Genomic DNA, 26,938 nt, shown 5'->3' on the forward strand with positions numbered 1-26,938 from the left:
GATGTGTCTCCGTGTAATGCTCTAGATGCTGCTTGTTCGTTGCTTGCGCTGCCTTGTGTGCTTCGTTTGCTTCAGCAGCTCGCTTCTCTATTCCCGGGCTGGCGCTGATACACCACTACGCCGCCGCGCCCTTCATGGCGGCGTTGCCGCCGTCGCGCTCAGCGTCCATTGCGCGACGAGTTCCGGCAGTTGCTGCATGTCGTCGAACACGTGACGCGCCCCGGCCGCATGCAGCTTGTCGATCTGCGCGTCGCTCGCGTGACCGCCGCCGATAAAACCCAGCACCGTCATGCCCGCCGCGGTCGCCGCCGTCACGCCGGTCACGCTGTCTTCCACCACCAGACACGCCGACGGCGCGAGTCCCAAACCACGCGCCGCCGCCAGATAGACGTCGGGCGCGGGCTTCGGATTCGGCACGGCATCGGCGCAGAACAACCGGTCGCCGAAGAACCTCACCAGCCCCGTGCGCGCCAGCACCGATTCCACATACGGCCGGAAACTGTTGCTCGCGCACCCTTTGGCGAGCGGCACCTGAACGAGTGCCGCTTCGATGCCTTCCACCGACGGCGCCTGCATCGCCGCCGCTTCCACCGCGCGACGAATCGCGTCGATATCGGCGACGGACAGACTCTTGCCGAGCTGCGTCGCCGTGCCCTGCAGCACGGCTTCGATGCGCAAACCTAGCAGCGGCAGCACCACCGGCTCGACATCCGTATCGGGCCAGCGCGCTTCGAGTTCGTGCACCAGCATGCGCGCGGCCACGGCTTCGCTGTCGATCAGCACGCCGTCGCAATCGCAGATCAGCGCGAATTGCCCGACACCCGAACCCACATTCGAACCTGCTGTCATTTGACCGCCCCGAACGTAAGGCCGCGCACCAGTTGCTTCTGCGACAGCCAGCCGACGATCAGGATCGGCGCGACCGCCAACAACGAAGCGGCCGACAGCTTGGCCCAGAACAAGCCTTCAGGACTCGAATACGACGCGATGAACACCGTCAGCGGCGCGGCGTTCGAGCTCGACAGGTTGATGCTCCAGAACGCCTCGTTCCACGACAGAATCACGAGCAGCAACGCGGTCGAGGCGAGCCCCGGCAGCGACATCGGCATCAGCAGATAGACGATTTCCTGCCACGTCCTCGCGCCGTCGATCCGCCCGGCTTCGAGAATGTCGCGCGGAATTTCCGCGAAATACGTGAACGACATCCACACCGCGATCGGCAGGTTGATCAGCGTGTAGACGATCACCAGACCCGACACCGAATCGAGCAGGCCGGTGTTCTTCCACAGCAGATAGATCGGCACCAGCACGCCGACCGACGGCATCATCTTGGTGGAGAGCATCCACAGCAGCACCTTCTGCGTGCGGCGAGTCGGGAAGAACGCCATCGCATACGCGGCCGGCACGGCGAGAATCAGGCACAGCACCGTGACGCCCGCCGAGATCAGCACCGAATTCCACGCGAACGCAAAGTAATTGCTGCGCGCGAACACCTCGCGGAAGCTATCGAGCGTCGGCACGAAAAACAGCGACGACGAATAAGCCTGCTGTTCCGTCTTGAACGCGGTAATCGTCATCCAGAAGATCGGGAAGAACAGCAGCAACGCGACCAGCCAGGCGATCACGCCGGGAATGCCGCGGCGAATCGCGGCGAACGGCGACTTCGCCGGCACGGTCATGGGTGTCGAGCTCGACACCGGAGTGGAGGCAACCTGGCTCATTTTTCGTACTCCCCTTTCAGGTTCTTCGCGAGCATGCGCACGAGGAAGAACGACACGATGTTAGCCAGCACGACCGCGAGAATGCCGCCGGCGGACGCGAGGCCGACGTCGAACTGTTGCAGGCCGAGCGAGTAGATCAGGTACGACAGATTGGTGGTCGCGGTGCCCGGACCGCCGCCCGTGGTCGTATAGATTTCGGCGAAGATCGACAGCAGGAAAATCGTCTCCATCATCACCACCACCGCGATCGCCCGTTTCAGGTGAGGCAGCGTGATGTAGAAGAACATCGAGAACGGACCCGCACCGTCTATCTTCGCCGCTTCCTTCTGCTCCTGATCGAGCGACTGGATTGCGGTAAACAGAATCAGGAACGCGAACGGCAACCACTGCCACGCGACGATCATGATCACGGCCGTGAGCGGATAGTCGGCGAACCAGTCGATCGGCTGCATGCCCATGGCGCGCATGCCCTGCGCGATCAGGCCGTACACCGGGTGCAGGATCATGTTCTTCCAGATCAGCGCGCTAACGGTCGGCATCACGAAGAACGGCGCGATGGCGAGCAGGCGCGCCACGCCCTGACCGTAAAACTTGCGGTCGAACAGAATCGCCATCAGCACGCCGCCCACCACGGTGATCACCAGCACCGAGACAATCAGTTCGAGCGTATGGCCGATCGACGGACCGAACGACGGATCCGTCGCGAGGTATTTGTAATTGTCGAAGCCGGCGAAACCTTTGAGATCCGGGTTCAACAGGTTGTAGCGCGAGAACGAAAACCAGATCGTCATCGCGAGCGGAATCGCCATCCACAACACCAGCACGGCCACCGAGGGCGTGACTAGCCAGCGGGCGGAATTGGCTTTGCGGACTTCGCGTTCTTTTTCTGTCTGGGGATGGGCATGCATGAGAGGTAGGCGCAGAGGACGCATGGTGGACCACCTGTTCGGTAATGCGCGGACTGTCCGCCGCAAACTGCTCGAAGCGTGAACCGCGCCGGCCGGCGCGACACCTTGCAGGTATCGCGGCGTGCCGCGCGATCCAGGACAGCCCGCTGTGCTGCGTGGGCCGGCTGACGGGCGTCAGCCGGCGCGTGCCACGTGCTTCAGGTGGCGGGTTACGGCGTTGCTTCCGATCGTTACTTCTGATATCCGGCCTGTTGCACCGCGCGATTCGCGGTCGCATTGCCGGCGGCCAGCGCCTGGTCGACCGTCATCTGACCAGCCACTGCGCCGGAGATGCTTTGACCGACCACCGTGCCGAACGACTGGAACTCAGGAATACCCACGAACTGCACACCGGTGTACGGCACCGGCTTCAGCGTCGGGTGATCCGGGTCTGCCGTTTCGATCGCCTTCAGCACGAATTCGCCGAACGGAGCAGCCTGCTTGTACTCGGGGCGTGCGTAGGTGGATTGACGCGTTCCCGGCGGCACCGAGGCCCAGCCTTCGTCCTTCGCGACCAGCTCGATATATTGCTTCGAGGTCGCCCACGCGATGAACTTCTTCGCCGCATCGGTCTGCTTCGACGACTTCGGAATCGCCAGCGCCCACGCCCACAACCAGTGCGAACCCTTCGGCGTGACGGCGACCGGCGCCGCGGCGAACCCGACCTTATCCGCGATCTGCGATTGCTGCTTGTTGTAGAGCATGCCGGCCGCGACCGTCGCGTCGATCCACATCGCGCATTTGCCCGACGACATCAGCGTGAGGTTTTCGTTGAAGCCGTTCGAGCTAGCTCCCGGAGGGCCGTCTTTCTTCAGCAGATCGACGTAGAAGGTGATCGCCTTCTTCCATTCCGGCGAGGTGAGCTGCGCGTTCCACTTCTCGTCGAACCAGCGGCCGCCGAAGGTGTTCACCACCGTCGTCGCGTACGCCATGTTTTCGCCCCAGCCCGCCTTGCCGCGCAGGCAGATGCCGTACATGCCGTTGGCCTTGTCGGTCAGTTTGTCGGCGAATTGCGCGATCTGGTCGTAGGTCGGCTGATCGGGCATCTTCAGCCCCTTGGCCGCGAACAGATCCTTGCGGTAATACGTCATGGAGCTTTCGACGTAAAACGGCAGCGCGTACAACTGGCCGCCGCTGGAGAGGCCGTCGCGGGCTGTCTTCACGACGTCGTTCAGATCGTAGTCGGCGGGCAGGTTGGTGAGCGGCGTGAGCCAGCCGCGCTTGCCCCATTGCGGCGTTTCATAGGCGCCGATCGTCATCACGTCGAACTGGCCGCTGCCGGTCGTGATGTCGGTGGTGGCGCGCTGACGCAGCACGTTTTCTTCGAGAATCACCCAGTTCAACTTGATGTCCGGATTCGCCTGCTCGAAAGCGGGCGAGAGCTTCTTCAACTCGATCATGTCCGGATTGTTCAACGTGGCGATCGTCACCGTCGCCGCCGACGCGCTCAGCGCAAAGCACGCCATGGCGCCGACGCTAGCCGCTTTGAGCGCGGATTTGAGGACTGGCTTCATGTTGTCTCCTTTCTCGTACGTTATGTGATGCTGCGTTTGTTCTACGAAAATGACCGGGATGATGCGCACGTCGCGTGCCGCGTGACGTGCAGGCTGCGTCAACTCATCCAGTTGCCGCCGTCGACGTTCAGCGTTTGCGCGGTGATGTAGTCGGCATCCGCCGACGCGAGAAACAGGGCGGCGCCGGTCAGGTCGTCCGGCACCCCCATGCGGCCGAGCGGCACCGCTTCGCCGACCAGGCGCTTCTTCTCGCCGAGCGGACGGTTTTCATAACGGGCGAAGAGCGCGTCGACTTCCTTCCACATCGGCGTATCGACGACGCCCGGCGCGATGCCGTTCACGTTGATCTTGTGCGGCGCGAGCGCGAGCGCCGCCGATTGCGTGTAGCTGAGCACCGCCGCCTTGGTCGCGCAGTAATGCGACACGAGCGCCTCGCCCCGCCGCCCCGCTTGCGACGACATATTGATAATCTTGCCGCCGTGGCCCTGCTCGACCATTTTTTGCGCGACGGCTTGCATCAGGAAGAACAAGCCCTTCACGTTGACCGCGAAGAGGCGGTCGAAGACGTCCCAGGATTCGTCGAGGAGCGGGCGCATATCGAACAGCGCCGCGTTGTTGAACAGAATGTCGATCTGGCCGAAACGCTCGAGCGTGCTCGCCACGATACGGTCGATGTCTTCACGGCGCGTGACGTCGGCGCTGACGCTCAGCACACGGTCGCCATAGTCGGCGCGCAACGTGTCGCCGAAACTGTCGGCCGGCTTCATGTCCACCAGCACGCAGCGCGCGCCTTCGTCCAGATAGCGGCGCGCCACGGCCTCGCCGATTCCGCTTGCCGCGCCCGTCAGAATGGCCACCTTGTCTTGCAATCGTGCCGCCACTGCCTGTCTCCGGTTCATTGCGTTTTGCCTCGCAGTGAGCGAACGCTCATTGCGCGAACAATTGCTCTGTTAGTGATCGAATGATCGGATACGGACCGGGTCATGTCAAGGCACCCGCGCAGATTTCGATGGTGCAGCGCGGCAGGACGCGTGCGTGTCCGTCCCAGCTCTGAACAACACTAATACGAGAAATCAGGGAAGGCCAAGGCGCTTTCCGCATAAGGCGCTGACAATTATTTGAGATACGTTATATCATTTCGACCGCACTTCACTGGCCGTGCGCGGGTTCGCGCGATTGGCCGCAACGCTCACTCCTAACGTTAGTGGTTCACTCAACTCTCACGCAGCAGGAAACAACGATGAACAAACTCGGCTCGATGTTGAACGGAGCGCAGCGCGCGCTGAAGCTGTCGAAATACGTCGCGGCGGCCACGGCCGCGCTGGCGATCGGCCATGGCGCCTTCGCCGCCGACGCGAAAATCCCGGTGGTCGCGGCGGAGAATTTTTATGGCGACGTGGTGCAGCAACTGGGCGGCGATCGCGTCGACGTGACCAGCATTCTCAGCAACCCGGACCAGGATCCGCATCTGTTCGAAGCCAGCCCGAAGACCGCGCGCGCGTTGCAGCATGCGAGCCTTGTGGTGTACAACGGCGCCGACTACGATCCGTGGATGGCAAAATTGCTGGCCGCGTCGAAAGGCACGAAACGCGTGACGATCGTCGCCGCCGACCTCACCGGCAAGAAAGGCGGCGATAATCCGCACCTCTGGTACGACCCGGCCACCATGCCGAAGGTCGCGCGCGCGGTGAGCGAAGCGCTCGTTGCGGCTGACCCGGCGCACAAGTCGGCGTACGATGCGAACCTCGCGAAGTTTCTCGATTCGCTGAAGCCGATCGACGCCAAGGTCGCCGAGTTGCATGGCCGCTACGCGGGCGTGCCGGTCACGGCGACCGAACCGGTGTTCGGTTATATGTCGGACGCGATCGGGCTGAGTATGCGTAATCTGCGCTTCCAGCTCGCCACGATGAACGATACCGAAGCGAGCGCGGCCGATATCGCCGCGTTCGAACGCGACCTGCGCGAAAAGCGCGTGCGCGTTCTGATCTATAACAGCCAGGCAACCGAGGCCCTGACCAAACGCATGTTGAAGCTCGCGCAGCAATCGAAGGTGCCGTCCATGAGCGTCACCGAGACCGAACCGGCCGGCAAGATCTATCAGACGTGGATGCTGACGCAGCTCGACGCGCTGAATGCCGCGCTGATCGCGGGCGAAGCGAACGGCGCGGGCACGGTGGCGGCTTCCGGCAGCAAAGGAACGACACCATGACTCTGACTGGCCGCAACGCGCCAGCCCACGCAGCACATGCAAGTGCGACCGCAGGCGCAGCGTCCAACGCGCCTGTGCTCGAACTCGAACAGGTCACCCTCGAACTCGGCGACCGCACGATTCTGCGCGACACCGGCTTCGTGGTGAACCAGGGTGAATTCATCGGCGTGCTCGGGCCGAACGGCGCCGGCAAGACCACGTTGATGCGGGCGGTGCTCGGCCTCGTACCGGCCGCGAGCGGTACGATCCGCGTGTTGGGGCAGCCGGTGGAGCGCGGCAATGCGTCGATCGGCTACATGCCGCAGACGCGCAGCGCGCTCGCCGGACGGCGCGTGCGTGGCCGTGATTTCGTCGCGATGGCCGCGGATGGCCATCGTTGGGGCTTGCCGCATGCGGACGCTCGCACCCGCGCCGATGTCGAACGCGTGCTGGATCTGGTGGGTGGCCGTAAGCTGGCCGAGCGGCCGTTATCGGAACTGTCGGGCGGCGAGCGGCAGCGCCTGCTGCTCGCGCAATGCCTGCTCGGTAATCCAAAACTGCTGTTGCTCGACGAACCGCTGATCAGCCTCGACCCGCATCATCAGAAGAGCGTGGTCGAGCTGGTGCGGCGCGTGCAGCAGGAACTCGGCATTGCCGTGCTGTTTTCCGCGCACGAATTGAATCCGCTGCTGAACTCGATCGATCGCGTGCTGTACCTCGGCAGCGGCGTGGCCGCGCTCGGCACTGTCGACGAAGTGATCACGCGCCCGGTTCTCTCCCGCCTGTACGGTTCACCGATCGACGTGATGCGAGTGAACGGCCGCATCTTCGTGATGTCGGGCGACGTCGAAGTCGAAAAACACGATCACGAGCACGAACACGACGAAGACGGTGGCCATGGTCACGGCCATTCGCACGGCGCGCACGGCCACTCGCACGGCCATAGCCACTCACACCAGCACGACTCACGCGACGGACACACGCACGATGTTTGAATACGATTTCATGGTCAACGCGTTCGCGGCGTCGGGGATCGTCGCGGTGCTGGCGGGTATCGTGGGCTATTTTCTGGTGATGCGCGGACAGACCTTCGCGGGCCACGCGCTGTCGCACGTCGGCTTTACCGGCGCGACCGGCGCGGTGCTGATCGGCATCTCGCCGATCTGGGGCATGATAGGTTTCACGCTCGCGGCAGGCGTCGGCATGGGTGCGCTCGGCGAACGCCTCGCCGGACGCGACGTGGCGATCGGCGTGATCCTGTCGCTGTCGCTCGGTTTCGGTTTGCTGTTCCTGCACTTCTTCACCGCGTACGCGACGCAAGTCACCGCGCTGCTGTTCGGCAATGTGCTCGGCGTGAATACGTCGACGCTGGGCGTGCTGGCGGCGCTGGGCGTAGTCAGTCTGCTGGCGTTGGCCGCCATCATGCGGCCGTTGCTGTTTGCTTCGTTGCAACCTGAACTGGCCGAAGCGAAGGGCGTGTCGCTGCGGCTCGTGTCGGTGCTGTTTCTGGCGATTGCCGCGTTGGCGGTGGCCGCGTGCACGCAGATCGTCGGCGTGCTGCTGGTGTTCACGCTGATGGTCGGGCCGGCTGCGGCCGCGCAGAACATGACGACGCGCCTGTCGACCGGACTCGTGCTGGCCGCGGTGTTCGCGTTGCTGCAAGCGTGGCTTGGCTTGACGCTGGCCTTCTATACCGACTGGCCGACGAGCTTCTGGATCACCGTGCTGTCGGCGGTGGTGTATGGCGGGAGTTTGTTGAAGAAGCGTTGAACGAGGCGTGACGACGGCGGGCACTGTTATGCGCCACCGCCGTCGCCTGTACGGCAGGCACCACGCTCAGCCGAGCAACACCTTCGCGTGATGCGCGAGATGGTCCTCGATGAACGTCGAGATGAAGTAATACCCATGGTCGTAGCCCGCGTGACGGCGTAACGTCAGCGGCTGACCCGCCGCCTGGCATGCGGCTTCGAACACATCCGGGTTCAACTGTTCCGCGAGGAACTGATCCGCCAGCCCCTGATCCACCAGAATCCCCGCCGCGAACTTGCGCGACGCATGCGCGACCAGTTCGCTCGCGTCGTACTGCGCCCACGCTTCGCGAGCGTCGCCGAGATACCCGCTGAACGCTTTCTCGCCCCACGGGCAACGCGTCGGCGCGGCAATCGGCGCGAACGCCGACACCGACCGATAAATCTCCGGATTGCGCAGCGCCAGCATCAACGCGCCGTGACCGCCCATCGAGTGCCCGAAAATACCGAGGCGCGCGCCGTCCACCGGCAGATTCGCCAGCACCGTTTCGCGCAGCTCGTCACGCACGTACGAGTACATCCGATAATGCTGCGCCCACGGCTGCTGGGTCGCATCGACGTAGAAACCCGCGCCCACGCCGAAATCCCACGCCGCGCTTTCGCCGGGCACGCCCGCGCCGCGCGGACTCGTATCCGGCGAAATCAGCGCGATGCCGTGCTGTGCCGCGAAACGCTGCGCGCCGGCCTTGATCGGAAAGGTTTCTTCCGTGCACGTGAGACCCGCGAGATAGAACAGCGCGGGCACGTTCGCGTTGGCTTGCAACGCCTGCGGCGGCAGATAGACCGAGAAACGCATCGACAGACCGATGGTCTGCGAGTCGTGCCGGTAGATACGCTGCTCGCCGCCATGGCAGGCATGCGACGACAGAAGTTCAAGCATCGCCAGGCTCCTTTGCGTGCTGCGTTAGTACAGCACGACCGAGCGGATCGACTCGCCCTTCTTCATCAGATCGAAGCCTTCGTTGATGCGTTCGAGCGGCAGACGGTGCGTGATCAGATCGTCGATATTGATCTTGCCTTCCATGTACCAGTCGACGATCTTCGGCACATCCGTACGGCCGCGCGCGCCGCCAAACGCTGAGCCCTTCCACTCGCGGCCCGTCACCAGTTGGAACGGACGCGTGCTGATCTCCTCACCCGCCGCCGCGACGCCGATGATGAACGACTGCCCCCAGCCCTTATGCGTGCATTCGAGCGCCTGACGCATCACCTTCGTATTGCCGATGCATTCGAACGAATAGTCCGCGCCGCCATCGGTGAGTTGCACGATGTGATCGACCACGTTCTCGACTTCGTTCGGGTTGATGAAGTGCGTCATGCCGAACTTCTTCGCCAGCTCGACGCGGCCCGGGTTAATGTCGACACCGATAATCTTGTCCGCGCCGACCATCTTCGCGCCCTGGATCACGTTCAAGCCGATACCGCCGAGACCGAACACGACCACATTCGCGCCCGCTTCGACCTTCGCCGAATACACCACCGCGCCGACGCCGGTCGTCACGCCGCAGCCGATGTAGCAGATCTTGTCGAACGGCGCGTCTTCACGCACCTTCGCGACCGCGATTTCCGGCACGACAATGTAATTCGAGAATGTGGACGTGCCCATGTAGTGGAACAGCGGCTTGCCGTCCAGCGAGAAGCGCGAGGTGGCGTCGGGCATCAGGCCGCGGCCTTGCGTCGAGCGGATCGCCTGACACAGGTTGGTCTTGCGCGACAGACAGAACTTGCACTGACGGCATTCCGGCGTGTACAGCGGAATCACGTGATCGCCCTTCTTCAGCGTGCCGACGCCCGGTCCGGTATCGACGATCACGCCCGCGCCTTCATGGCCGAGAATCGCCGGGAAGATGCCTTCCGGGTCGGCGCCCGACAGCGTGTAGTAATCGGTGTGGCAGATGCCCGTCGCCTTCACTTCGATCAGGACTTCGCCGGCGCGCGGGCCTTCCAGATCCACTTCCTCAATCGTCAATGGGGCGCCGGCTTTCCATGCAATGGCGGCTTTGGTTTTCATCGTGAATGCTCCTTGAGGTCGGTGAGTGCGACGCGCGTCCGGCATGAAGTGCCGCGCTCTAACTTAGCGCGCGAAAAGCGTAATGGTATTGCAAAGTGCGTCACGGCATTGTCCATACCGGACATCGGCGCGGCGCTCGTCGACGGACTTCGACGAGCGCCGCTAGCGTCACCGTTGCGCCGTGCCGCCGAACCAGCTTTCGACCCGGCCGTACAGATCGAGAAAGCGCGCGTAGCGTTCGGACAGCGCCGTGTCGCCTTGCGGAACGGCGACTCGCGTCGCGCCTGGCGCGAGCGCGGCGAGATCGTTCGCGTGCCAATGGCCGCTTGCCAGACCACCGAGCATCGCTGCGCCGCGCGGCGCGGCGTTGGGGCAATCGACCGCGTACAGTTCGACGTCCAGCGCATCGGCCAGCAACTGCCGCCAGCGCGCGTCGACCGAGCCACCGCCCGCGAGCTTCAATGTGGTGACCGGCGCGCCGCTCGCGCGAATCGCGTCGAGTCCAGCGCGCAGCGAAAATGCGACGCCTTCGAACGCGGCGCGCATCATCGTGCCGCGCGTGTGGTCAAGCGCGAGGCCGAGCCAGCCGCCACGCGCCGATGGGTTCAGCCACGGTGTGCGTTCGCCGGTGAGGTAAGGCAGAAAGGTCAGACCGGTTGCGTGCGCCATGTCGGCGTCGGCACGCGCTGAGGCGCTGCCGGAGGTCGCGCTGCTCGCGTTGCCGAATGCGCTGGCCGTCACGTCGCCCGACACGCCGTTCGGCGCAATCGCGCCGGCTTCGCCGAACGCCTCGCGATAAGCATCCGGCCACTCATACGACAGCCAGCCGCGCACGCGCTCCAGCGCAATGCCGACGTTCTGCATCGCCGCCATCCGATACCAGTGATCGCTCGCCGCCCGATAGCGATGCAAACCCTTCGCCGCCGCCGGCTCCTGCCCCGCCAGCACGACGATCTGTCCGCCCGTGCCGGTGGTCAGCAACGCATCGCCGTCGCGCGCGAGTCCGCTGCCGAGCGCCGCGCACGGCGTGTCGGCGGCGCCGGTCGCGAGCACGATGCCGGCGCGCAAGCCCAGCGCCTGCGCCGCCGTCTGCGACAGCACGCCGCCCGCCGCATACGAAGGCGCCAATGGCGCGAACCAGTCACGCGGAATCTCCAGTCGCGCCAGCAGCGCCGTATCCCACACGCCGGCCGGATCGGCCAGCGCAGTCGCGCAGGCATCGGACGGATCGGTGAGTACCTCGCCGCCCAACGCCACGCGCAGCCAGTCTTTCGGCTGCAACGCCCAACGCGTTTTACGCACGGACTGCGGTTCGTTCAATACGATCCAGCGCAGCAGCGGCCCGGCCATGCCCGGCGCCACCGGATTCGCTTGCGGCTCCGGCCACGCGTCGAGCAGACCCAGCGCACGTGTGTCGGGCCACAGCATCGCGGGCCGCACGGCGCCGCCCGCGGCGTCGATCAGCACGACGCCGTGCATCTGCCCGGAGAAGCCGATGGCGCGTACGTCGCTGCGCAACGCTTGCGGCAAACGCGACGCCGCTTCGCACAGCGCGCGCCACCATGTCTGCACCGACATCTCCGCCCAACCCGCGTGCGGTGTCTCCAACGTATAGGCGACGCTCGCGACCGCTTGTTCGCGGCCATTCTCATCAACGATGGCGACTTTGAGGGAACCGGTACCGAGGTCGATGCCAAGAAAACTCATGGGCGATTGCACGTCAAAAGAGGGGTAAAAATGAAGGTCGCGAGGCGCACGCGAAAGGTGCGCCGAAGGCGGGTTTTTTCGTCACCGCGACGCGCTTCGAACAGCGCATCCAAAAACACGCCGATTTTGCCGATTCGCGGGTTAACCCCGCCGCGCCGCGAGCCGCATGAAAACAGCACTATGCGTTCAATGAGATACACCTCATTGATTCTCACACATATCAGTCCGGCGATGGCGCGCGCGGCTCAACGACCCGCAGCGCTGCTGCAAGGGGCTGTCCGCCGATGGGACAGACGCGCAGCTTTAAATTGCCTTTCAAACCGGCTCAACGCATATCGTCACCGGGAATGCCGGAATAGGCCCCAGTGGTCTTGTTGCACTTTATCGTCCCCGATACCTTGGAGTCATCTCAAAAACTAGATGGTGGAGACAGAAGATATGCAATCGAACACGGTTCACCCGTGCGACGAGCGACTGCCCGCGGGCCAGTTGCTGACCCTCGGCATCCAGCACGTTCTGGTGATGTATGCCGGCGCCGTCGCAGTGCCTCTGATCATCGGCGCAGCGCTCAAATTGCCGAAGGATCAGATCGCCTTCCTGATTAGCGCCGATCTGTTCTCCTGCGGCATCGCCACGCTGATTCAAACGCTCGGTCTGTGGATCTTCGGGATCCGCCTGCCCGTCATCATGGGTTGCACGTTCGCGGCGGTCGGTCCGATGCTGGCGATCGGCACCAATCCGTCGCTCGGCATTCTCGACATTTTCGGCTCGACGATCGCGGCCGGTGTGGTCGGCATTCTGCTCGCGCCGGCGGTCGGCAAGTTGCTGCGCTTCTTCCCGCCGGTGGTGATCGGCGTGGTGATTTCGGTGATCGGTCTGTCGCTGATGGAAGTGGGCATCAACTGGGCGGCCGGTGGCGTGGGCAATCCGGACTACGGCAATCCGGTCTATCTCGGCCTGTCGTTCATCGTGCTGACGCTGATTCTGCTCATCAACAAGTTCGCCAAGGGCTTCCTCGCCAATATTTCGGTGCTGCTCGGTATCGTCGCCGGCTTCGTGATCGCGCTGGTGCTCGGCCGCGTCAACATGGACGGCGTCACGCACGCACCGTGGGTCGGCTTCGTGATGCCGTTCCACTTCGGCATGCCGCATTTCGATCCGCTGTCGATCGCGACGATGGTCACCGTGATGTTCGTCACCTTCATCGAATCGACCGGCATGTTCCTCGCGGTCGGCGACATGGTGGATCGCCCGGTCGATCAGAAAGCGCTGGTGCGTGGCCTGCGCGTGGACGGTTTGGGCACGCTGATCGGCGGTATCTTCAACTCGTTCCCGCATACGTCGTTCTCGCAGAACGTCGGCCTGATCGGCGTGACCGGTGTGAAGAGCCGCTTCGTCTGCGCGATGGGCGGCGTGATTCTGGTGCTGCTGGGCCTGTTCCCGAAGATGGCGCAAGTGGTGGCGTCGGTGCCGGCCTTCGTGCTCGGCGGCGCGGGCATCGTGATGTTCGGCATGGTCGCGGCGAACGGCATGAAGGTGCTGTCGCGCGTCGACTTCGTGAAGAACCAGCACAACCTGTTCATCGTCGCGGTGAGCGTCGGTCTGGGTCTGGTGCCGGTCGTGTCGCCGCACTTCTTCTCGAAGCTGCCGGCCGCGCTGACGCCGCTGCTGCATAGCGGGATTCTGCTGGCGTCCGTGTCGGCGGTCGTGCTGAATCTGATCTTCAACGGTGTGAAGAGCGAGAAGAAAGCGCAGTGCGAAATTCGCAAGGCCGGCCACGATTTCGACGGACGCGGTGGCAATGAGCCGCCGCACGATGAAATGCTGCGTGCCGCGGATCTGCATTGACTGGATCTGCATTGACTGATTGAAGGGCAGCAAACGTAGTGGTGCAGTTGTTGCACCGTCCTCTGCGGACAAACAAAAACGCCACGGCATGCCGTGGCGTTTTTGTTTCCAGCTGTGTGCTGCTGTTTTGCCGCTGCGTGGAACGGCTTCCGTGAAACTGAAAGCCGCCCTGCGCGTTGGCTGCTACACGATGCCGACTTTTAACCCGCCGTCGCCGCCGAAGCCGCCACCGGCGCGCTCGCCGCACCATAGTTGACCGGTGCGTCGGCCGGACGCGGCTGATCGCCGTTGTGCTCGATCCAGCCACCGCCGAGCGCCTGGTACAACGTCACCAGATTCTGCAGACGCTCCATGCGCGCGGTAATCAGCGACGTTTGCGACGTGTACAGATCGGTCTGCGCGGTCAGCACCGACAGATAGCTGTCGACACCGTTCGTATAACGCAGGTTCGACAGATCCAGACGACGCTGTTCCGCAAACGTATTGCGCTCCAGCGCCTGGATCTGCTGGTCGTATGTACCGCGCGCCGCCAGACCGTCCGCCACTTCGCGGAAGGCCGTCTGGATCGCCTTTTCATACGTCGCGATCTGGACGTTCTTCTGCAGGTTGGCGACGTCGAGGTTGGCGATGTTCTGACCGCCCTCGAAGATCGGCACCGTGATCGACGGACCGAAGCCCCACGCAGCCGAACCCGGCTTGAACAGACCGCCGAGCGACGGGCTCAGCGTGCCGAAATTGCCGGTCAGCGAGACCTTCGGGAAGAATGCCGCGCGCGCCGCGCCGATATTCGCGTTGGCCGCGAGCAGGTTCTCCTCGGCCTCCATGATGTCAGGACGACGCGTGAGCAGATCGGACGGCAGACCGGCCGGAATATCCGTGAGGAGATTCTGGTCGTCCAGCGTCAGGCCCGGCGGCAGATCGGCCGGCAGCGGCTCACCCAGCAGCAGCACCAGCGCATTTTCGCCCTGGGCCCGCAAACGCGCCTGCGCCTGCAGGTTGGCGTTGGCCGTCTCGACCACCGTTTGCGCCTGGCGCAGGTCCAGTTCGGAACCCGTGCCGTTGTCGAACTGCAGCTTGGTGATCCGATACGATTCCTGCGCGGTCTTCAGGGTGTCCTGGGTGACCTTTAGCAGATCGTCCAGTTCGAGAACCGTCAGGTACTGATTCGCCACCTGCGAGACCAGCGCGATTTCCGCCGCCTTGCGTGCCTGCGCCGTGCCCAAATAGGTCGCCAACGCCTGATCCTTCAAGCTTTGAATCCGCCCGAAGAAATCGATTTCCCACGACGCGTTCAGACCGATCGAGTACGAGTTCGAAATGTTCTGACCGCCGAACGCCAGGTCCGTCGGCGTACGCGATTTGGTCTGCGAAGCCGCGGCGTTGAGCGTCGGGAACAGACCGGCGCGAACGATCCGGTATTGCGCCTGCGACACCTGCATGTTCAGCACCGACACACGCAGATCGCGGTTGTTCTTCAGCGCGATCTCGATCAGCTGCTGCATGCGCGGATCGACGAAGAATTCGCGCCAGCCGATGTCGGCCGCGGCCACGCCGTTCGCGCTACGCGCGGCAGCTTTCGCGCCGGGCTTTTGCTGGCCCGCTTCGGCCCCCGGCTGGGTCGCGCCCGGCTGCGTGTCGTACACGCCGCCGGTCGGGAACGTCGACGTCACGGGTTCCGCCGGGCGCTGGTAATGCGGCGCCATCGTGCAACCCGCGGCGAACAACGCGACCGCCACTGCAATCAAAGAGTGTTTTTGCATCTCAATGTCCGTCCTTGCCCGAGCCGTTACCGCCCGACGCACCACCTTGCGGATCGTGCGGATGGAGCTGGTTGGAATGTTCGAACGCTGCATCCGGGTCTTCCGTTTCACCGCCGAACTTCGCGCGGATCACGACGAAGAACATCGGGATCATGAAAATCGCGAGGAAGGTCGCCGTCAACATCCCGCCGATCACGCCGGTACCGATTGCGTGCTGGCTGGCCGAACCCGCGCCGTTGCTGATCGCGAGCGGCATCACGCCGAGAATGAACGCGAGCGATGTCATCAGAATCGGACGCAGCCGCAGACGCGCTGCTTCCAGCGCCGCTTCGACCGGCCCCATGCCCTCACCCTGTTGCAACTCGCGGGCGAATTCCACGATCAGAATCGCGTTCTTCGCCGACAGCCCCACCGTGGTCAACAGACCGACCTGGAAGAACACGTCGTTCTCGAGCCCGCGCAGCGTAGCGGCCAGCAGTGCGCCGATCACGCCGAGCGGCACCACCATGATCACCGAGAACGGGATCGACCAGCTTTCATACAGCGCCGCGAGACACAGGAACACGACGAGGATCGAGATGCCGTAAAGAATCGGCGCCTGCGAACCGGACTGGCGTTCCTGCAGCGACAAGCCGGTCCATTCGTAGCCGATACCCGCCGGCAGCTTGGTGATCAGCGCTTCCATCGCCGTCATGGCCTGACCGGTCGACTTGCCCGGTGCCGCCGCGCCCTGGATTTCCACCGCCGAAATACCGTTGTAGCGTTCGAGCTTCGGCGAACCGTAGGTCCACGAGCCGCTGGCGAACGACGAGAACGGCACCATGGTGCCCGCCGAATTGCGCACGTACCAGGCGTTCAGGTCTTCCGGGTTCATCCGGAACGGAGCGTCGCCTTGCAGATACACCTTCTTGATCCGGCCATCGGTATCGAGGAAGTTGTTCACGTACTGCGATGCCCACGCGATCGAGAACGTCTGATCGATCGTGGCCAGCGACACGCCGAGCGCCGAAGCCTTCTCGTGATCGATATCCACCTTGAACTGCGGCGTATCGTTCAGGCCGTTCGGACGCACCTGGGCCAGCGTCGGATCTTTCGCCGCCATGCCCAACAGCATGTTGCGGGCTTGCATCAGCTTTTCATGGCCGATACCCGCGCGATCCTGCAGTTCGAAGTCGAAGCCCGCGGCCGTGCCGAGTTCAGGAATCGACGGTGGATTCACCGGATACACCAGCGCGTTCTTGTAGCCGCCGAAATGCATGAACAGACGACCGACCAGCGACTGCACCTTCTGGTCCGCATGCTGACGCACCGAGTAGTCCTTCATCCGCACGAACACGAGACCCGCGTTCTGACCGCGACCGGCGAAGCTGAAGCCGTTCACCGTGAAGGTCGATTCGACGATGCTCTTCTCGTCGTTCAGCAGGTAGTCCGAGACGTCCTTCAGCGCGCGCGCCGTGGTTTCCTGCGTCGAGCCCGACGGGGTTTGCACCAGCACGAACATCGTGCCCTGGTCTTCGTCAGGCAGGAACGACTTCGGCAGTTTCACGAACAGCAGGCCGACCGCGAAGATCACCACCATGTAGATGATGAGCCAACGGCCCGAGCGCTTGATCACGTGGTGCACGCCCGAGTGATACTTGTCGCGGCTCTTGTTGAAGGTGCGGTTGAACCAGCCGAAGAAGCCAGTGGTGCGCTCCTGGTGACCCTTTTCGATCGGCTTGAGAATCGTCGCGCACAGCGCCGGCGTCAGAATCAACGCGACCAGCACGGACAGCACCATGGCCGCCACGATGGTCAGCGAGAACTGCCGGTAAATCGCGCCGACCGAGCCGCCCGAGAACGCCACCGGCACGAACACCGCCGACAGCACGAGCGCCACGCCGACCAGCGCGCCAGTGATCTGGTCCATCGCCTTGCGGGTCGCATCTCGAGGCGATAAGCCCTCCTCCTGCATGACCCGCTCGACGTTTTCCACCACCACGATCGCATCGTCCACCAGCAAGCCGATGGCCAGCACGAGCCCGAACATGGACAGCGTGTTGATCGAGAAGCCCACCAGACCCATGATCGCGAACGTACCCAGCAGCACCACCGGCACGGCGATCGTCGGGATCAGCGTGGCGCGCAGGTTCTGCAGGAACAGATACATGACCAGGAACACCAGCACGATACCTTCGAGCAGCGTCTTGACCACTTCTTCGATCGACAGGCGCACGAACGGCGTGGTGTCGTACGGATACTTCACGACCAGACCGTGCGGGAAGTACTTCGACAGATCGTCGATCTTCGCGCGGACAGCCTTGGCCGTGGCCAGTGCGTTAGCGCCGGTCGCGAGCTGAATACCGAAGCCTGCCGTCGGCTGGCCGTTGTACTTGGTGTCGAAGTTGTAGTTTTCGCCACCCAGCTCGATGCGGGCCACGTCTTTGATACGGACGCGCGAACCGTCCGGGTTCACCTTCAGCAGCACGTTGCCGAACTGTTCAGGCGTATTCAGCAGCGTGGCTTCCGTGATGGTGGCCTGCAACACCTGACCCGGCACCGACGGCGTGCCGCCGAGCGAACCGCCCGCGACCTGCACGTTCTGGGCCGTCAACGCGGTTTCCACGTCCACCGGCGTCAAGCCGAAGTTGGTGAGCTTGTTCGCGTCCAGCCAGATCCGCATGGCGTACTGCGAACCGAACAGCGTCACGGTACCCACGCCGTCGATCCGGCTGAGCGGATCTTCGATGTTCGACGCGACGTAGTTCGCCAGGTCGTACTTGTTCATACTGCCGTCTTCGGAGTTGAACGCGAGGACCATCAGGAAGCTGCTGCTCGACTTCGTGACCTTGGTGCCCAACTGCTGCACGGCTTGCGGCAGCAACGGCGTGGCCAATTGCAGCTTGTTCTGCACCTGCACCTGTGCAATGTCAGGATTGGTGCCGGCCGCGAACGTCAGCGTGATGGTTGCCGTACCCGAGTCGTCCGACGTGGACGACAGATACAGCAAGTGGTCGAGACCACTCATCTGCTGCTCGATCACCTGCGTGACGGTGTTTTCCACCGTCTTCGCCGAGGCGCCCGGGTACGTTGCGCTGATCTGCACGGCCGGCGGCGCGATCGTCGGGTATTGAGCGATCGGCAACGTAAAGACCGACGCGATACCCGCGAGCATCAGAATAATGGCGATCACCCACGCAAAAATTGGGCGATCAATAAAGAACTTTGCCATGAGGCGGGCTCCCTGTTATTACGCGCCCGATGCCGCAGAGGCGGGTTGAGCCGTCTGTGCAGCACCGCTGGCGGCCGGCGCACCCTGAGCGGATGCGTCGGAAGCGGGTGTGGCGGGAAGTTGCGCGGCAACCGGCTTGACCTGCTGACCCGGACGCGCCTTCTCGGTGCCCGCGACGATCACGCGGTCCCCGGCCTTCAGGCCACTCTCGACCACCCAGTTCGAACCGTACGTGCCCGACGTGACGAGCTGACGCAACGCGACCTTGTTGTCGTCGCCGACGACCAGCGCGGTCGGCTGACCCTTCTGGTCATGCGTGACGCCGACTTGCGGCACCACCAGCGCGTTGTCGTTGACGCCCTCTTCGATCCGCGCGCGCACGAACATGCCCGGCAGCAACACCTTGTCCGCGTTCTTGAAGAGCGCGCGCACCGTGACCGAGCCGGTGCTCTGGTCGACCGTGACGTCGGTGAACTGCAGCTTGCCCTTTTCAGAATACGTACGGCCGTCTTCGAGAATCAGCGAGACCTTGGCCGCGTCCGGACCGCTCGTCTTCAGCCTGCCCTCTTGCACCTCGCGACGCAGCTTCAGACCGTCGAGGCTCGATTGCGTCAGGTCCACGTAGACCGGATCGAGTTGCTGGACGGTCGCCAGCAGCGTGGCGGCGCTCGCCTGCACATACGCGCCCGGCGTGACTTGCGACACACCGATCTGGCCGGTCACTGGCGAGGTCACGTCCGTATAGCCGAGATTGATCTGCGCCGTGTCGACGGCTGCCTTGCCCGCAGCGACGTCCGCCGCTGCCTGGCCTTCCGAAGCGACCGCGTTGTCGTAGTCCTGCTTGCTGACTGCGTTCGCGGCCACCAGCACCTTGTAGCGATTAGCTTGCGCGGTGGTCGACACGAGGTTGGCTTGCGCCTTGGCCAGCGTGGCCTTCGCGTTGTTCAACGTAGCGATGTACGGCGCCGGATCGATCTTGTACAGACGCTGACCCGCCTTGACCTCGCCGCCTTCCGTGAACTCGCGGCGCAGCACGATGCCGTCGACCCGTGCGCGCACTTGCGCGACGAGGAAGGCGCTGGTGCGGCCGGGCAATTCGGTGACGACGGGCACCGAAGTCGGTTGAACGGTGACGACGCCCACTTCGGGCGTTTGTTGCGGCGGGGCAGATTGTTTTGGTCCGCACGCTGCCAGCAATACGGCAGCCGTCGCGGCACTGATTAAGCGGAATGGAACCCGTTCGACGCGCATGGAGCGACCTCTGTCAAAGACTGAGAATGAAAAAGTGCGCGCATCCCTACCCCGGGGACGACAGCGCACACATGCGTCTTGCGACGCTTGACCGAAAGCCCGTGAATGCAAACCGAAACTGCTGGGCACCCTGAGCAAAATGCGCCATACCTGGGAAATGCCGCACGGCGCCGCCCGCCCAGGCACGGCGCAAGAGCGTTTTGAAAGGCAACAGTGACGGATATTAACCGGTCGTCACGGCTTGGGCTATCCGATCGTGGGATGCTATTATATATACATTCACGAATGCATGTATAAGTGCGTTTACTTCTCTTGTGGGCGGGGGGCCTGCAGGAACGCTTCGCAATTCGCCTAACGGCAGACAGATTGTCATCCCGTGGACTGAATAGCGCCCGGGAAAACCCCACAATCACGGCGAGTCACACGAATATGGTCCGAAGAACCAAAGAAGAAGCGCTTGAGACGCGCACCAGCATTCTCGACGCAGCCGAGCGGGTCTTCTTCGAGAAGGGCGTATCGCGCACGTCGCTGGCCGACATCGCGCAGGCGGCGGGCGTCACACGCGGCGCGATCTACTGGCACTTCGCGCATAAGAGCGATCTGTTTACCGAAATGTTCGACCGCGTGCTGCTGCCGCTGGACGAACTCAAAGCCGCGTCGTTGGACCCCAACGAGCCCGATCCGCTCGGGCGTCTGATGGAAATCTGCGTGGTCTGCCTGCGCGACACCGCCAACGACCCGCATCGTCGCCGCGTGTTCGACATCCTGTTCCTGAAATGCGAGCTGGTCGAGGAAATGGGTCCGGTGCGGATCCGCTACCAGACCAACATGCGCGAGGGGCTGATGAAAATCGAAGGCGGTCTGCGTAACGCGATCTCCAAGGGGCAAATGCCGGCGGACCTCGATACGCGGCTGGCGGCGGCGATGGTGCATGCATTCGTCAGCGGCTCGTTGCGCGACATGCTGTTCCTGCCCGACGCGACGGATTTCGGCGCTTACGCGCAGCGCATGGTGGAGGGAATGTTCGACGCGTTGCGGTTGAGTCCAGCGTTGTTGAAGAGCCCAGCCGAAAGGTTGGCGGGTGAGTCGGCTCGCTAACCAGGAAGGACCTGATGGGTGACGCAAAAAAGCGGCCGGGTGAGCAACCCCGGCCGCTTTTTTTACGCCCTCCCGCTTACGCGGCGTTCCGGCGCGCCCGCGCCTTCTGGTTCGACGAATAGATATCGCCTTTCTGCAACTGCGTGCCGTTTTTCACGGCCGCGAGCCACGCGTCCGTACTGGCCACCGCCGCAAAGGTCGACTGCAACACCACGCTGAACGCGTGGTGAATGTCCTTCGCGCTGGCGAAACCCGCGCTGTTTTCGTACGGCACCGAGCCGGTTGCGTCCGCCAGGAATTCGACTGCCAGCCCGGCGTGGACCGCATGGTTGATCGTCGACGCATCGCAGTTGTGCGTCATGTAACCGACGATCGTCAGCGTATCGATCTGCCGCGCGGCCAGCCAGTCGGCGAGGTCGGTCCCGGCGAACGCGCTCGCCATGGCTTTTTCCACGAGGTGATCGTAAGCGCGCGAGGTCACGACTGGATGCAGTTCCGCCCCGGCGCTGCCGCGCGCGAACAGCGGCGAGGTCGCCGCCGAGAGGTGCTGGACCACCACGACCGGGATCTGGGCGGCGTGCGCCGCATCGATCGCACGGCCGATGTTGGCGAGCGAGTGCTGCACGTCCGGATATTCGATCGGCAGATTGCCGGTCACGTATTCGTTCTGCACGTCGATAACGATCAGCGCACGGCGCGGTGTGGTCATGGCAAGACTCCTGTCGCAAATGATTCGAGGGTTCGAGGGTTCGCGCCACCGGCGTCTGCCCGGCTGGGCGGTGCCTGATGAGCGGCGGCGATGACTGCATTGTTGGCCGGCGGCGAATTTCATGACAGTGACCCGGATGACATGAATCGATAGAATCAGGCCATTGTTGATTCTTTCGAGGTAATCGATGGCGGCTTCTGTTCCCGCGTCCGCTTCGGCTTCGGCCTCCCCGTCCCGCCACGTCGTCGCCGTCGTCGCGTTCGACCGCATCAGCCCGTTCCATCTCTCCGTACCCTGCGTGGTATTCGGCGAAGACCGCAGCGGCGGCGGCCTGCCCGATTTCGACTTTCGCGTCTGCGCCGCCGAAGCCGGCCCGCTGACCACCACCGCCGGTTTCTCGATCGCCGTCACCCACGGACTCGAAGCGCTCGCCGACGCCGACACCATCATCGTCCCAAGCTGGCGCGATCCGGACGAGACGCCGCCCGCCGAGCTACTCGCCGCCTTGCGCGCGGCGCATGCACGCGGCGTGCAACTGGTCGGACTCTGTCTGGGCGCATTCGTGCTGGCCGCCGCCGGCATTCTCGACGGCCGTCCGGCCTCCACTCACTGGGCCTGCGCCGACGACTTCGCGCGCCGCTTCCCGCGCGTGCGGCTCGACCCCGACGTGCTCTACGTCGACGACGGCAACGTGTTGACCTCGGCCGGAACCGCCGCCGGCCTCGACTGTTGTCTGCACGTGCTGCGCAAGATGTGCGGCGCGGAAGTCGCCAACTATGTAGCGCGCCGGCTGGTGGTGTCGCCGCATCGGCAAGGCGGTCAGGCGCAATACGTCCAGCAGCCGATTCCGCCGAACGTGCGCGGCGACCGGCTGTCCGGCCTGCTCGACTGGGTGAGCGGCAATCTGGACGCCCCTCACACGCTGGACACGCTGGCCGCGCGCGCCTTGATGAGCCGCCGCACCTTCACGCGACGCTTCCGGCTCGCCACCGGCGCGACCGTCAGCGCGTGGCTGCTGGCGCAACGGCTCGCACGCGCGCAGCAGCTGCTGGAGAGCAGCGACGAATCGGTGGAAGCGATCGCGGCGATCGCGGGGTTCGGTTCGACCGCTTCATTACGGCAGCATTTCGCGGAAGCGTTTCGGACGTCGCCGTCCGCCTGGCGGCGGGAGTTTCGCGGCGCGTGAGGATGGGGAAGGTGGAATGCGGCTCACGCGGACCGCAAAACGGGCTCGCGTCGTTTTAGTAAGCCGGAAGATTGTCGCGAAGCAGGCGCGCATGAAGGGAGCGACTGCGTGACGTGGCGTTCAGGAGACCACGCCACCAACGGCGTTTCGTAGTCCGTCGCCTGGATTTCGTAGTCGCATCGACGCGACATTCAAACGATCGCGCAAGCGCCAAACCAACCCTCAACGCTCGCTAATCCAGCGCGCCACATACAACAGCAACGCGACCAGAAAAATCATCGCCGCCCAGGCCCAATAAGGCAGCGCATGCGGACTCGACTCGTGCCGCGAGACGCCATGCGACGCGCCATGCGACGCGCCGTGCGATGCGCTCGCCGCCCGCCCGGTCAGCGCGTTGTGATCCGCGCGTGTGCGCCGCGCGATGCCGCCGAGGTTGATCGGCCGCAAAAACACATGCTGGCGACGCGCCGCCGAACCCCGCGCGCGATTCGGACCTGCTCCGTATTTCGCTCGCACCACCGCGTCGAATTCGGCGAAGAAATCGTCCGCCAGCTGATGCAGCGCGTTTTCGAGCTGGCGTGTGGGCAGTTCGGCGAGCGGTCCGGACGAGGTCGCCCAGATCGTGTAATCGATCCGTGTGCCGCGCTGCTTGCCCGCGCCGAGCGTGCTTTCGTCCGCGCGCAAACGCACTTCGATCTGCCCTCGCAGCGCGCCGATGCCTTCGGCGCGCGCCTTGAAGTTGATGGTGCGGCGCTGCGCGTCGGCCGGTCCGGAATCCTGGCCCGCCACGTGGGCGCGCGCTTCATATCGCGCGCGCAACGGCCCGAGCGGCACCGTCAATACCAGTTCGTATTCGCCGTGGGCGAGGCGCGTGAACGACTCACAGTTATCGAGGCTGGCGCGCAACAGCGCGAGGTCTTGCAGCGCTTCCCAGACGTCGGAGGCGCCAAGCGGAATTCTTAACGCGTCGTTCAATTCCATTGCAGCCTCCCCCGATAAACGCGCGTGGCCCGATCAGGAAGTCTGATCGATGCGATCGACGCGCGATGCGTAAAACGCCAGATACCCTTTGATCTGTTGCGCCGGATCGAGCGGCGTTTCGTAGCTCCAGACGGCGTTCTCGATCAGGCCGTCTTCGGTGCGTAGATGGAAGTATGACGCGTCGCCCTTGAACGGGCAGTGCGACGTGTGCGTGGAGCGTTCGAGGCGGGCCATGTTCACGTCCGCGCGCGGGAAATAGAACACGTCCGGCAGACCGGTTTCCGAGAGCGTGAGCCCGGCCTGGGTGTCGGCCATGGTGACGCCGCCGTGAATCATCCGCACCCGGTGACTGTTGCCGGTGATCGAGATGGTATGGCCGCCCGCGCCCGCGCCGGGGCTTCCGTGAGGTGTCAAGGCATCGCTCATGTCCCGGCTCCGTGATGAGGTGCGTTGTGCGAACGGGTCGTACAAACGGAAAAGCCACGGGGCGCGCCCGTGGCTTCATTATCGGCCAAACTTCCCGCCAGTGCGCGAGCTTCCTGAATCGCGCGACAAAGGCCGCCCGGCCGGATCAGACGCGTTACTGCGTTGCCCAATAGAAGTCCGCCTTCGCGGAGCCCTTGGCCGGGATCGTCACCGCCTTGCTCTGGTCGCGGTCCTTGTACTGCGCATGCACCGTGTAGCGGCCTGGGCGCAGCTTGACCAGCATGTACGGTCCACGCGACGTGGCCGTCAACACTTCGCCGTCATGCGCATCGACGACTCGCACGTGAACGTCCGCGAGAAAGTCGGAGCCGGGGCCCGTGAAGCGTAACGACAACGGCCACTGGCTTTGCGCATGCTGCAGCGCCTTCGATTCGTCCTGGCCCACGCCGCCCGACACGAACGCGACGTCGCCCTTGTGCTGGATTTGCGGCATGCCGTCGCCGTTGACATTGCCCGCGCTGCTGTCGTCGGTGGTCGTGCCGCCGGTGGTGCCATTCGACTGCTGTGCATACGCGCCGCCCGCCAGACCGAGCGTGAGCGCTGCGCACAGCGCGGCGGCTACGATCCTTCGCTGATTGCGTTGGGTTTTCATCGGTTCGCTCCTTGTTGAGGTCGTATCCCTTCCGGCGCCGTCCCGCGACGGCCCGGATCAAGGCAGACGCAACCTGCGTGCCACAGGTCAGATCGCGTCGTTGGGAAACCGCTGTTGCGCCGCACTGCATGGCGCACAGCGCCTTATTTCGGTACTGCGTGATTGCCGTATACAGCGATAAAAACGGATAAAAAAATGCCGGTCCGCGGGCAGTAAGTGCAAGGACCGGCAAGCGTTACATCAAGTCCCGGGTAGATCGGCCAATCGGCCCGCCAGTCGGTCGGTCCCGCACGCTGCCGGGGGCAGGACGCCACGCGGCCGCGCCCTGCCCGCCGACCGATCAGCCCAGATCCACCGGCACGAAGATCTGCGCGTTGTCCCGCTGGATCAGCAGCGCGATGCTGTTGCCGGCGCTGGCGATCATCTGCTTCAATTGATCGACGGTGGTGATCGGCCGGCCATTGACCGCGAGAATCACGTCGCCCGGCTGAATGCCGGCGCTTTCCGCCGCGCCGCCCGACTGCTGCACCAGCAAACCGTGCGAGATCGAGGCGCCGCTCTTCTCTTCCGGCGTCAGCGGTCGCACCGCCACGCCGAGACGGCCTTGCAACTGGGTCGGCTGATCCACCTTGTCGGAGGCGACCTTCGCATCCGACAGCGAGCCGATCGTCACCTTCAGATCCTTGGTGGCCTTATCGCGCCACACTTGCACGGTGGCCGAGGTACCCGGCGCCAGACCCGCGACCTGGGCCGGCAGATCCGTCGAATCGCCGACCGTTTCGCCGTTCACCGATAGAATCACGTCACCCGGCTGCAAGCCGCCCTTCGCCGCCGGTCCGCCAGGATCGACCGAGCTGACCAGCGCGCCTTGCGGCTTCTGCAGCCCGAACGAATTGGCCAGCGTCTGGTTCATGCCCTGCACCGCGACGCCGAGGCGACCGCGGCTGACGTGGCCGGTCTTGACGATGTCGTCCTTGACCTTGATCGCTTCATTGATCGGGATCGCGAACGACAGCCCCTGGAAGCCGCCGGTCTGCGAGTAGATCATCGAGTTGATGCCGATCACTTCGCCTTGCAGATTGAACAGCGGGCCGCCCGAATTACCCGGATTCACCGGCACGTCGGTCTGGATGAACGGCGTGTAGTTCTCGTTGGGCAGCGAACGCGACTTCGCGCTGATGATGCCCGAGGTCACCGTGTTGTCGAAACCGTAAGGCGAGCCAATCGCGACCACCCACTGTCCGACCTTGCTCTGACGCGGATCGCCGATCTTCACGGTCGGCAGATTGCTCGCGTCGATCTTCAGCACGGCGACGTCGGACTGCTTGTCCGCGCCGATCACCTTGGCCTTGAATTCGCGCTTGTCGGTGAGCTTCACGGTGACGACGTTGGCCCCGTCCACCACGTGCGCGTTGGTCAGAATATAACCGTCGCTGCTGACGATAAAGCCCGAGCCCAGGCTCGCGCTCGGCTGATCGGCCGCATCGCCGCCGTCGCCGCCTTGCATGCCCGGCATTCCGCCGAAGAAGTGCTTGTAGAACTGGTAGAACGGATCGCTCGGATCGATCGGCAACTGATTGCCGCCGGCATTGCCGCCGTTGCCCTGGCTGCGCAGCGCGGTCTGCTTGACCACGTGCTTCGCGCTGATGTTGACGACGGCCGGGCCGTAGGTTTCGACCAGGCCCGAGAAATCGGGAATGCCGGTTTTGGCCGCGGCTTCGGCGGGCATCATCGCGGCTTGCGCCGGCGCGATCACCTGCGGCGCGGGCACGTCGCGATGCCCCGCCACATAGCCGGCGGACAGCGCCACGGCGACAGCTACTGCAACAGCGCTGCGGGACAAGGTTTTCGCGTTCATCGTGTACTCCTGACTGGGAGAAAGAGGCTACTGGATGACTCGAAGCGTACGGGGCATCGCTT

General features: G+C 64.0%; 23 protein-coding genes. 6 read left to right on the plus strand and 17 right to left on the minus strand.

Translation table 11 applies throughout. The features are described from left to right. Window positions 1-132: 132 nt before the first annotated feature. From B0G83_RS20780 to B0G83_RS20800, 5 genes are all read right to left on the minus strand, one after another. Window positions 133-849: an HAD family phosphatase gene (locus B0G83_RS20780; RefSeq protein WP_105509302.1), complete on the minus strand. Its 717-nt coding sequence runs from the start codon at window positions 847-849 to the stop codon at window positions 133-135. Then, window positions 846-1,679 carry a carbohydrate ABC transporter permease gene (locus B0G83_RS20785; protein WP_258168102.1) on the minus strand — a complete coding sequence of 278 codons (834 nt, stop codon included), beginning with the start codon at window positions 1,677-1,679 and terminating at the stop codon, window positions 846-848. Before B0G83_RS20785 ends, B0G83_RS20780 begins: the two co-directional genes overlap by 4 nt. 38 nt (window positions 1,680-1,717) lie before the next feature. After that, window positions 1,718-2,653, minus strand: coding sequence for a carbohydrate ABC transporter permease (locus B0G83_RS20790; RefSeq protein ID WP_105509304.1), 936 nt, complete (start codon window positions 2,651-2,653; stop codon window positions 1,718-1,720). A 206-nt stretch (window positions 2,654-2,859) separates the two neighbouring features. Beyond that, entirely contained in the window at window positions 2,860-4,182 is a 1,323-nt protein-coding gene (locus B0G83_RS20795) for a sugar ABC transporter substrate-binding protein (RefSeq protein ID WP_105509544.1), read from the minus strand. Window positions 4,183-4,280: 98 nt separating this feature from the next. After that, entirely contained in the window at window positions 4,281-5,081 is an 801-nt protein-coding gene (locus B0G83_RS20800) for an L-iditol 2-dehydrogenase (RefSeq protein WP_105509305.1), read from the minus strand. A 341-nt stretch (window positions 5,082-5,422) separates the two neighbouring features. Here B0G83_RS20800 and B0G83_RS20805 point away from each other — a divergent pair, with 341 nt between their 5' ends. The 3 genes from B0G83_RS20805 to B0G83_RS20815 are packed head-to-tail and all read left to right on the plus strand — an operon-like array spanning window position 5,423 to window position 8,140. After that, complete coding sequence (locus B0G83_RS20805; protein ID WP_105509306.1) at window positions 5,423-6,391, plus strand: metal ABC transporter solute-binding protein; 969 nt, start codon at window positions 5,423-5,425, stop codon at window positions 6,389-6,391. Continuing rightward, entirely contained in the window at window positions 6,388-7,365 is a 978-nt protein-coding gene (locus B0G83_RS20810; protein WP_105509307.1) for an ABC transporter ATP-binding protein, read from the plus strand. The genes B0G83_RS20805 and B0G83_RS20810 overlap by 4 nt, the downstream gene beginning before the upstream one ends. Continuing rightward, window positions 7,358-8,140 (plus strand): metal ABC transporter permease, encoded by a 783-nt coding sequence (locus B0G83_RS20815; protein ID WP_105509308.1) that lies wholly within the window; start codon window positions 7,358-7,360, stop codon window positions 8,138-8,140. The genes B0G83_RS20810 and B0G83_RS20815 overlap by 8 nt, the downstream gene beginning before the upstream one ends. A gap of 66 nt (window positions 8,141-8,206) precedes the next feature. Here the strand turns inward: B0G83_RS20815 and fghA are convergent, their stop codons facing one another. The 4 genes from fghA to B0G83_RS20835 all read right to left on the minus strand — a co-directional run bounded on the left by fghA (window position 8,207) and on the right by B0G83_RS20835 (window position 12,111). Further along, window positions 8,207-9,058 (minus strand): S-formylglutathione hydrolase, encoded by an 852-nt coding sequence (gene fghA / locus B0G83_RS20820; protein WP_105509309.1) that lies wholly within the window; start codon window positions 9,056-9,058, stop codon window positions 8,207-8,209. Between the two features lie 24 nt (window positions 9,059-9,082). Further along, window positions 9,083-10,189, minus strand: coding sequence for an S-(hydroxymethyl)glutathione dehydrogenase/class III alcohol dehydrogenase (locus B0G83_RS20825; RefSeq protein ID WP_035548321.1), 1,107 nt, complete (start codon window positions 10,187-10,189; stop codon window positions 9,083-9,085). Window positions 10,190-10,357: 168 nt separating this feature from the next. Continuing rightward, the gene (locus tag B0G83_RS20830) at window positions 10,358-11,896 is read right to left on the minus strand and encodes a xylulokinase (RefSeq protein WP_105509310.1); all 1,539 of its coding nucleotides are present in this window, start codon (window positions 11,894-11,896) and stop codon (window positions 10,358-10,360) included. Continuing rightward, on the minus strand, window positions 11,893-12,111 hold the full coding sequence (locus B0G83_RS20835) for a hypothetical protein (protein ID WP_146120269.1): 219 nt from the start codon (window positions 12,109-12,111) through the stop codon (window positions 11,893-11,895). Before B0G83_RS20835 ends, B0G83_RS20830 begins: the two co-directional genes overlap by 4 nt. 223 nt (window positions 12,112-12,334) lie before the next feature. Here B0G83_RS20835 and B0G83_RS20840 point away from each other — a divergent pair, with 223 nt between their 5' ends. After that, entirely contained in the window at window positions 12,335-13,744 is a 1,410-nt protein-coding gene (locus tag B0G83_RS20840) for a nucleobase:cation symporter-2 family protein (protein ID WP_105509312.1), read from the plus strand. Between the two features lie 200 nt (window positions 13,745-13,944). On the opposite strand, the gene B0G83_RS20845 is transcribed toward B0G83_RS20840, so the two are convergent. The 3 genes from B0G83_RS20845 to B0G83_RS20855 are packed head-to-tail and all read right to left on the minus strand — an operon-like array spanning window position 13,945 to window position 19,966. Next, on the minus strand, window positions 13,945-15,504 hold the full coding sequence (locus B0G83_RS20845) for an efflux transporter outer membrane subunit (RefSeq protein ID WP_105509313.1): 1,560 nt from the start codon (window positions 15,502-15,504) through the stop codon (window positions 13,945-13,947). Window position 15,505: 1 nt separating this feature from the next. Beyond that, on the minus strand, window positions 15,506-18,715 hold the full coding sequence (locus tag B0G83_RS20850; protein WP_105509314.1) for an efflux RND transporter permease subunit: 3,210 nt from the start codon (window positions 18,713-18,715) through the stop codon (window positions 15,506-15,508). An 18-nt stretch (window positions 18,716-18,733) separates the two neighbouring features. Further along, window positions 18,734-19,966 carry an efflux RND transporter periplasmic adaptor subunit gene (locus tag B0G83_RS20855; protein WP_105509315.1) on the minus strand — a complete coding sequence of 411 codons (1,233 nt, stop codon included), beginning with the start codon at window positions 19,964-19,966 and terminating at the stop codon, window positions 18,734-18,736. A gap of 429 nt (window positions 19,967-20,395) precedes the next feature. On the opposite strand from B0G83_RS20855, the gene B0G83_RS20860 reads away from it, so the two are divergent. Beyond that, window positions 20,396-21,064: a TetR family transcriptional regulator gene (locus tag B0G83_RS20860; protein WP_105509316.1), complete on the plus strand. Its 669-nt coding sequence runs from the start codon at window positions 20,396-20,398 to the stop codon at window positions 21,062-21,064. Window positions 21,065-21,140: 76 nt separating this feature from the next. On the opposite strand, the gene B0G83_RS20865 is transcribed toward B0G83_RS20860, so the two are convergent. After that, window positions 21,141-21,773 carry a cysteine hydrolase family protein gene (locus tag B0G83_RS20865; protein WP_105509317.1) on the minus strand — a complete coding sequence of 211 codons (633 nt, stop codon included), beginning with the start codon at window positions 21,771-21,773 and terminating at the stop codon, window positions 21,141-21,143. A 187-nt stretch (window positions 21,774-21,960) separates the two neighbouring features. On the opposite strand from B0G83_RS20865, the gene B0G83_RS20870 reads away from it, so the two are divergent. After that, the gene (locus B0G83_RS20870; RefSeq protein ID WP_105509318.1) at window positions 21,961-22,959 is read left to right on the plus strand and encodes a helix-turn-helix domain-containing protein; all 999 of its coding nucleotides are present in this window, start codon (window positions 21,961-21,963) and stop codon (window positions 22,957-22,959) included. Between the two features lie 222 nt (window positions 22,960-23,181). On the opposite strand, the gene B0G83_RS20875 is transcribed toward B0G83_RS20870, so the two are convergent. The 4 genes from B0G83_RS20875 to B0G83_RS20890 all read right to left on the minus strand — a co-directional run bounded on the left by B0G83_RS20875 (window position 23,182) and on the right by B0G83_RS20890 (window position 26,876). Further along, window positions 23,182-23,940 (minus strand): CoxG family protein, encoded by a 759-nt coding sequence (locus B0G83_RS20875; protein WP_105509319.1) that lies wholly within the window; start codon window positions 23,938-23,940, stop codon window positions 23,182-23,184. Between the two features lie 33 nt (window positions 23,941-23,973). Then, a complete protein-coding gene (locus B0G83_RS20880; RefSeq protein ID WP_105509320.1) occupies window positions 23,974-24,366 on the minus strand; it encodes a DUF427 domain-containing protein in 393 nt (130 codons plus the stop codon). A 154-nt stretch (window positions 24,367-24,520) separates the two neighbouring features. Continuing rightward, window positions 24,521-25,018 (minus strand): carboxypeptidase-like regulatory domain-containing protein, encoded by a 498-nt coding sequence (locus B0G83_RS20885; protein WP_105509321.1) that lies wholly within the window; start codon window positions 25,016-25,018, stop codon window positions 24,521-24,523. A 340-nt stretch (window positions 25,019-25,358) separates the two neighbouring features. Then, window positions 25,359-26,876 (minus strand): DegQ family serine endoprotease, encoded by a 1,518-nt coding sequence (locus B0G83_RS20890; protein WP_105509322.1) that lies wholly within the window; start codon window positions 26,874-26,876, stop codon window positions 25,359-25,361. Window positions 26,877-26,938: the final 62 nt, after the last annotated feature.

Origin of the sequence: Paraburkholderia sp. BL21I4N1 (assembly GCF_002973525.1) — a bacterium.
GTDB lineage: Bacteria > Pseudomonadota > Gammaproteobacteria > Burkholderiales > Burkholderiaceae > Paraburkholderia.

What these genes read in the sequence shown, in the direction of transcription:
- B0G83_RS20875 (WP_105509319.1), bottom strand. Translation starts at nt 23,940, where the DNA reads ATGGAATTGAACGACGCGTTAAGAATTCCGCTTGGCGCCTCCGACGTC.
- B0G83_RS20885 (WP_105509321.1), bottom strand. Translation starts at nt 25,018, where the DNA reads ATGAAAACCCAACGCAATCAGCGAAGGATCGTAGCCGCCGCGCTGTGC.
- B0G83_RS20855 (WP_105509315.1), bottom strand. Translation starts at nt 19,966, where the DNA reads ATGCGCGTCGAACGGGTTCCATTCCGCTTAATCAGTGCCGCGACGGCT.
- B0G83_RS20850 (WP_105509314.1), bottom strand. Translation starts at nt 18,715, where the DNA reads ATGGCAAAGTTCTTTATTGATCGCCCAATTTTTGCGTGGGTGATCGCC.
- B0G83_RS20810 (WP_105509307.1), top strand. Translation starts at nt 6,388, where the DNA reads ATGACTCTGACTGGCCGCAACGCGCCAGCCCACGCAGCACATGCAAGT.
- B0G83_RS20795 (WP_105509544.1), bottom strand. Translation starts at nt 4,182, where the DNA reads ATGAAGCCAGTCCTCAAATCCGCGCTCAAAGCGGCTAGCGTCGGCGCC.
- B0G83_RS20825 (WP_035548321.1), bottom strand. Translation starts at nt 10,189, where the DNA reads ATGAAAACCAAAGCCGCCATTGCATGGAAAGCCGGCGCCCCATTGACG.
- B0G83_RS20845 (WP_105509313.1), bottom strand. Translation starts at nt 15,504, where the DNA reads ATGCAAAAACACTCTTTGATTGCAGTGGCGGTCGCGTTGTTCGCCGCG.
- B0G83_RS20815 (WP_105509308.1), top strand. Translation starts at nt 7,358, where the DNA reads ATGTTTGAATACGATTTCATGGTCAACGCGTTCGCGGCGTCGGGGATC.
- B0G83_RS20890 (WP_105509322.1), bottom strand. Translation starts at nt 26,876, where the DNA reads ATGAACGCGAAAACCTTGTCCCGCAGCGCTGTTGCAGTAGCTGTCGCC.
- B0G83_RS20780 (WP_105509302.1), bottom strand. Translation starts at nt 849, where the DNA reads ATGACAGCAGGTTCGAATGTGGGTTCGGGTGTCGGGCAATTCGCGCTG.
- B0G83_RS20870 (WP_105509318.1), top strand. Translation starts at nt 21,961, where the DNA reads ATGGCGGCTTCTGTTCCCGCGTCCGCTTCGGCTTCGGCCTCCCCGTCC.
- fghA (WP_105509309.1), bottom strand. Translation starts at nt 9,058, where the DNA reads ATGCTTGAACTTCTGTCGTCGCATGCCTGCCATGGCGGCGAGCAGCGT.
- B0G83_RS20880 (WP_105509320.1), bottom strand. Translation starts at nt 24,366, where the DNA reads ATGAGCGATGCCTTGACACCTCACGGAAGCCCCGGCGCGGGCGCGGGC.
- B0G83_RS20860 (WP_105509316.1), top strand. Translation starts at nt 20,396, where the DNA reads ATGGTCCGAAGAACCAAAGAAGAAGCGCTTGAGACGCGCACCAGCATT.
- B0G83_RS20790 (WP_105509304.1), bottom strand. Translation starts at nt 2,653, where the DNA reads ATGCGTCCTCTGCGCCTACCTCTCATGCATGCCCATCCCCAGACAGAA.
- B0G83_RS20865 (WP_105509317.1), bottom strand. Translation starts at nt 21,773, where the DNA reads ATGACCACACCGCGCCGTGCGCTGATCGTTATCGACGTGCAGAACGAA.
- B0G83_RS20785 (WP_258168102.1), bottom strand. Translation starts at nt 1,679, where the DNA reads ATGACCGTGCCGGCGAAGTCGCCGTTCGCCGCGATTCGCCGCGGCATT.
- B0G83_RS20840 (WP_105509312.1), top strand. Translation starts at nt 12,335, where the DNA reads ATGCAATCGAACACGGTTCACCCGTGCGACGAGCGACTGCCCGCGGGC.
- B0G83_RS20800 (WP_105509305.1), bottom strand. Translation starts at nt 5,081, where the DNA reads ATGAACCGGAGACAGGCAGTGGCGGCACGATTGCAAGACAAGGTGGCC.
- B0G83_RS20805 (WP_105509306.1), top strand. Translation starts at nt 5,423, where the DNA reads ATGAACAAACTCGGCTCGATGTTGAACGGAGCGCAGCGCGCGCTGAAG.
- B0G83_RS20830 (WP_105509310.1), bottom strand. Translation starts at nt 11,896, where the DNA reads ATGAGTTTTCTTGGCATCGACCTCGGTACCGGTTCCCTCAAAGTCGCC.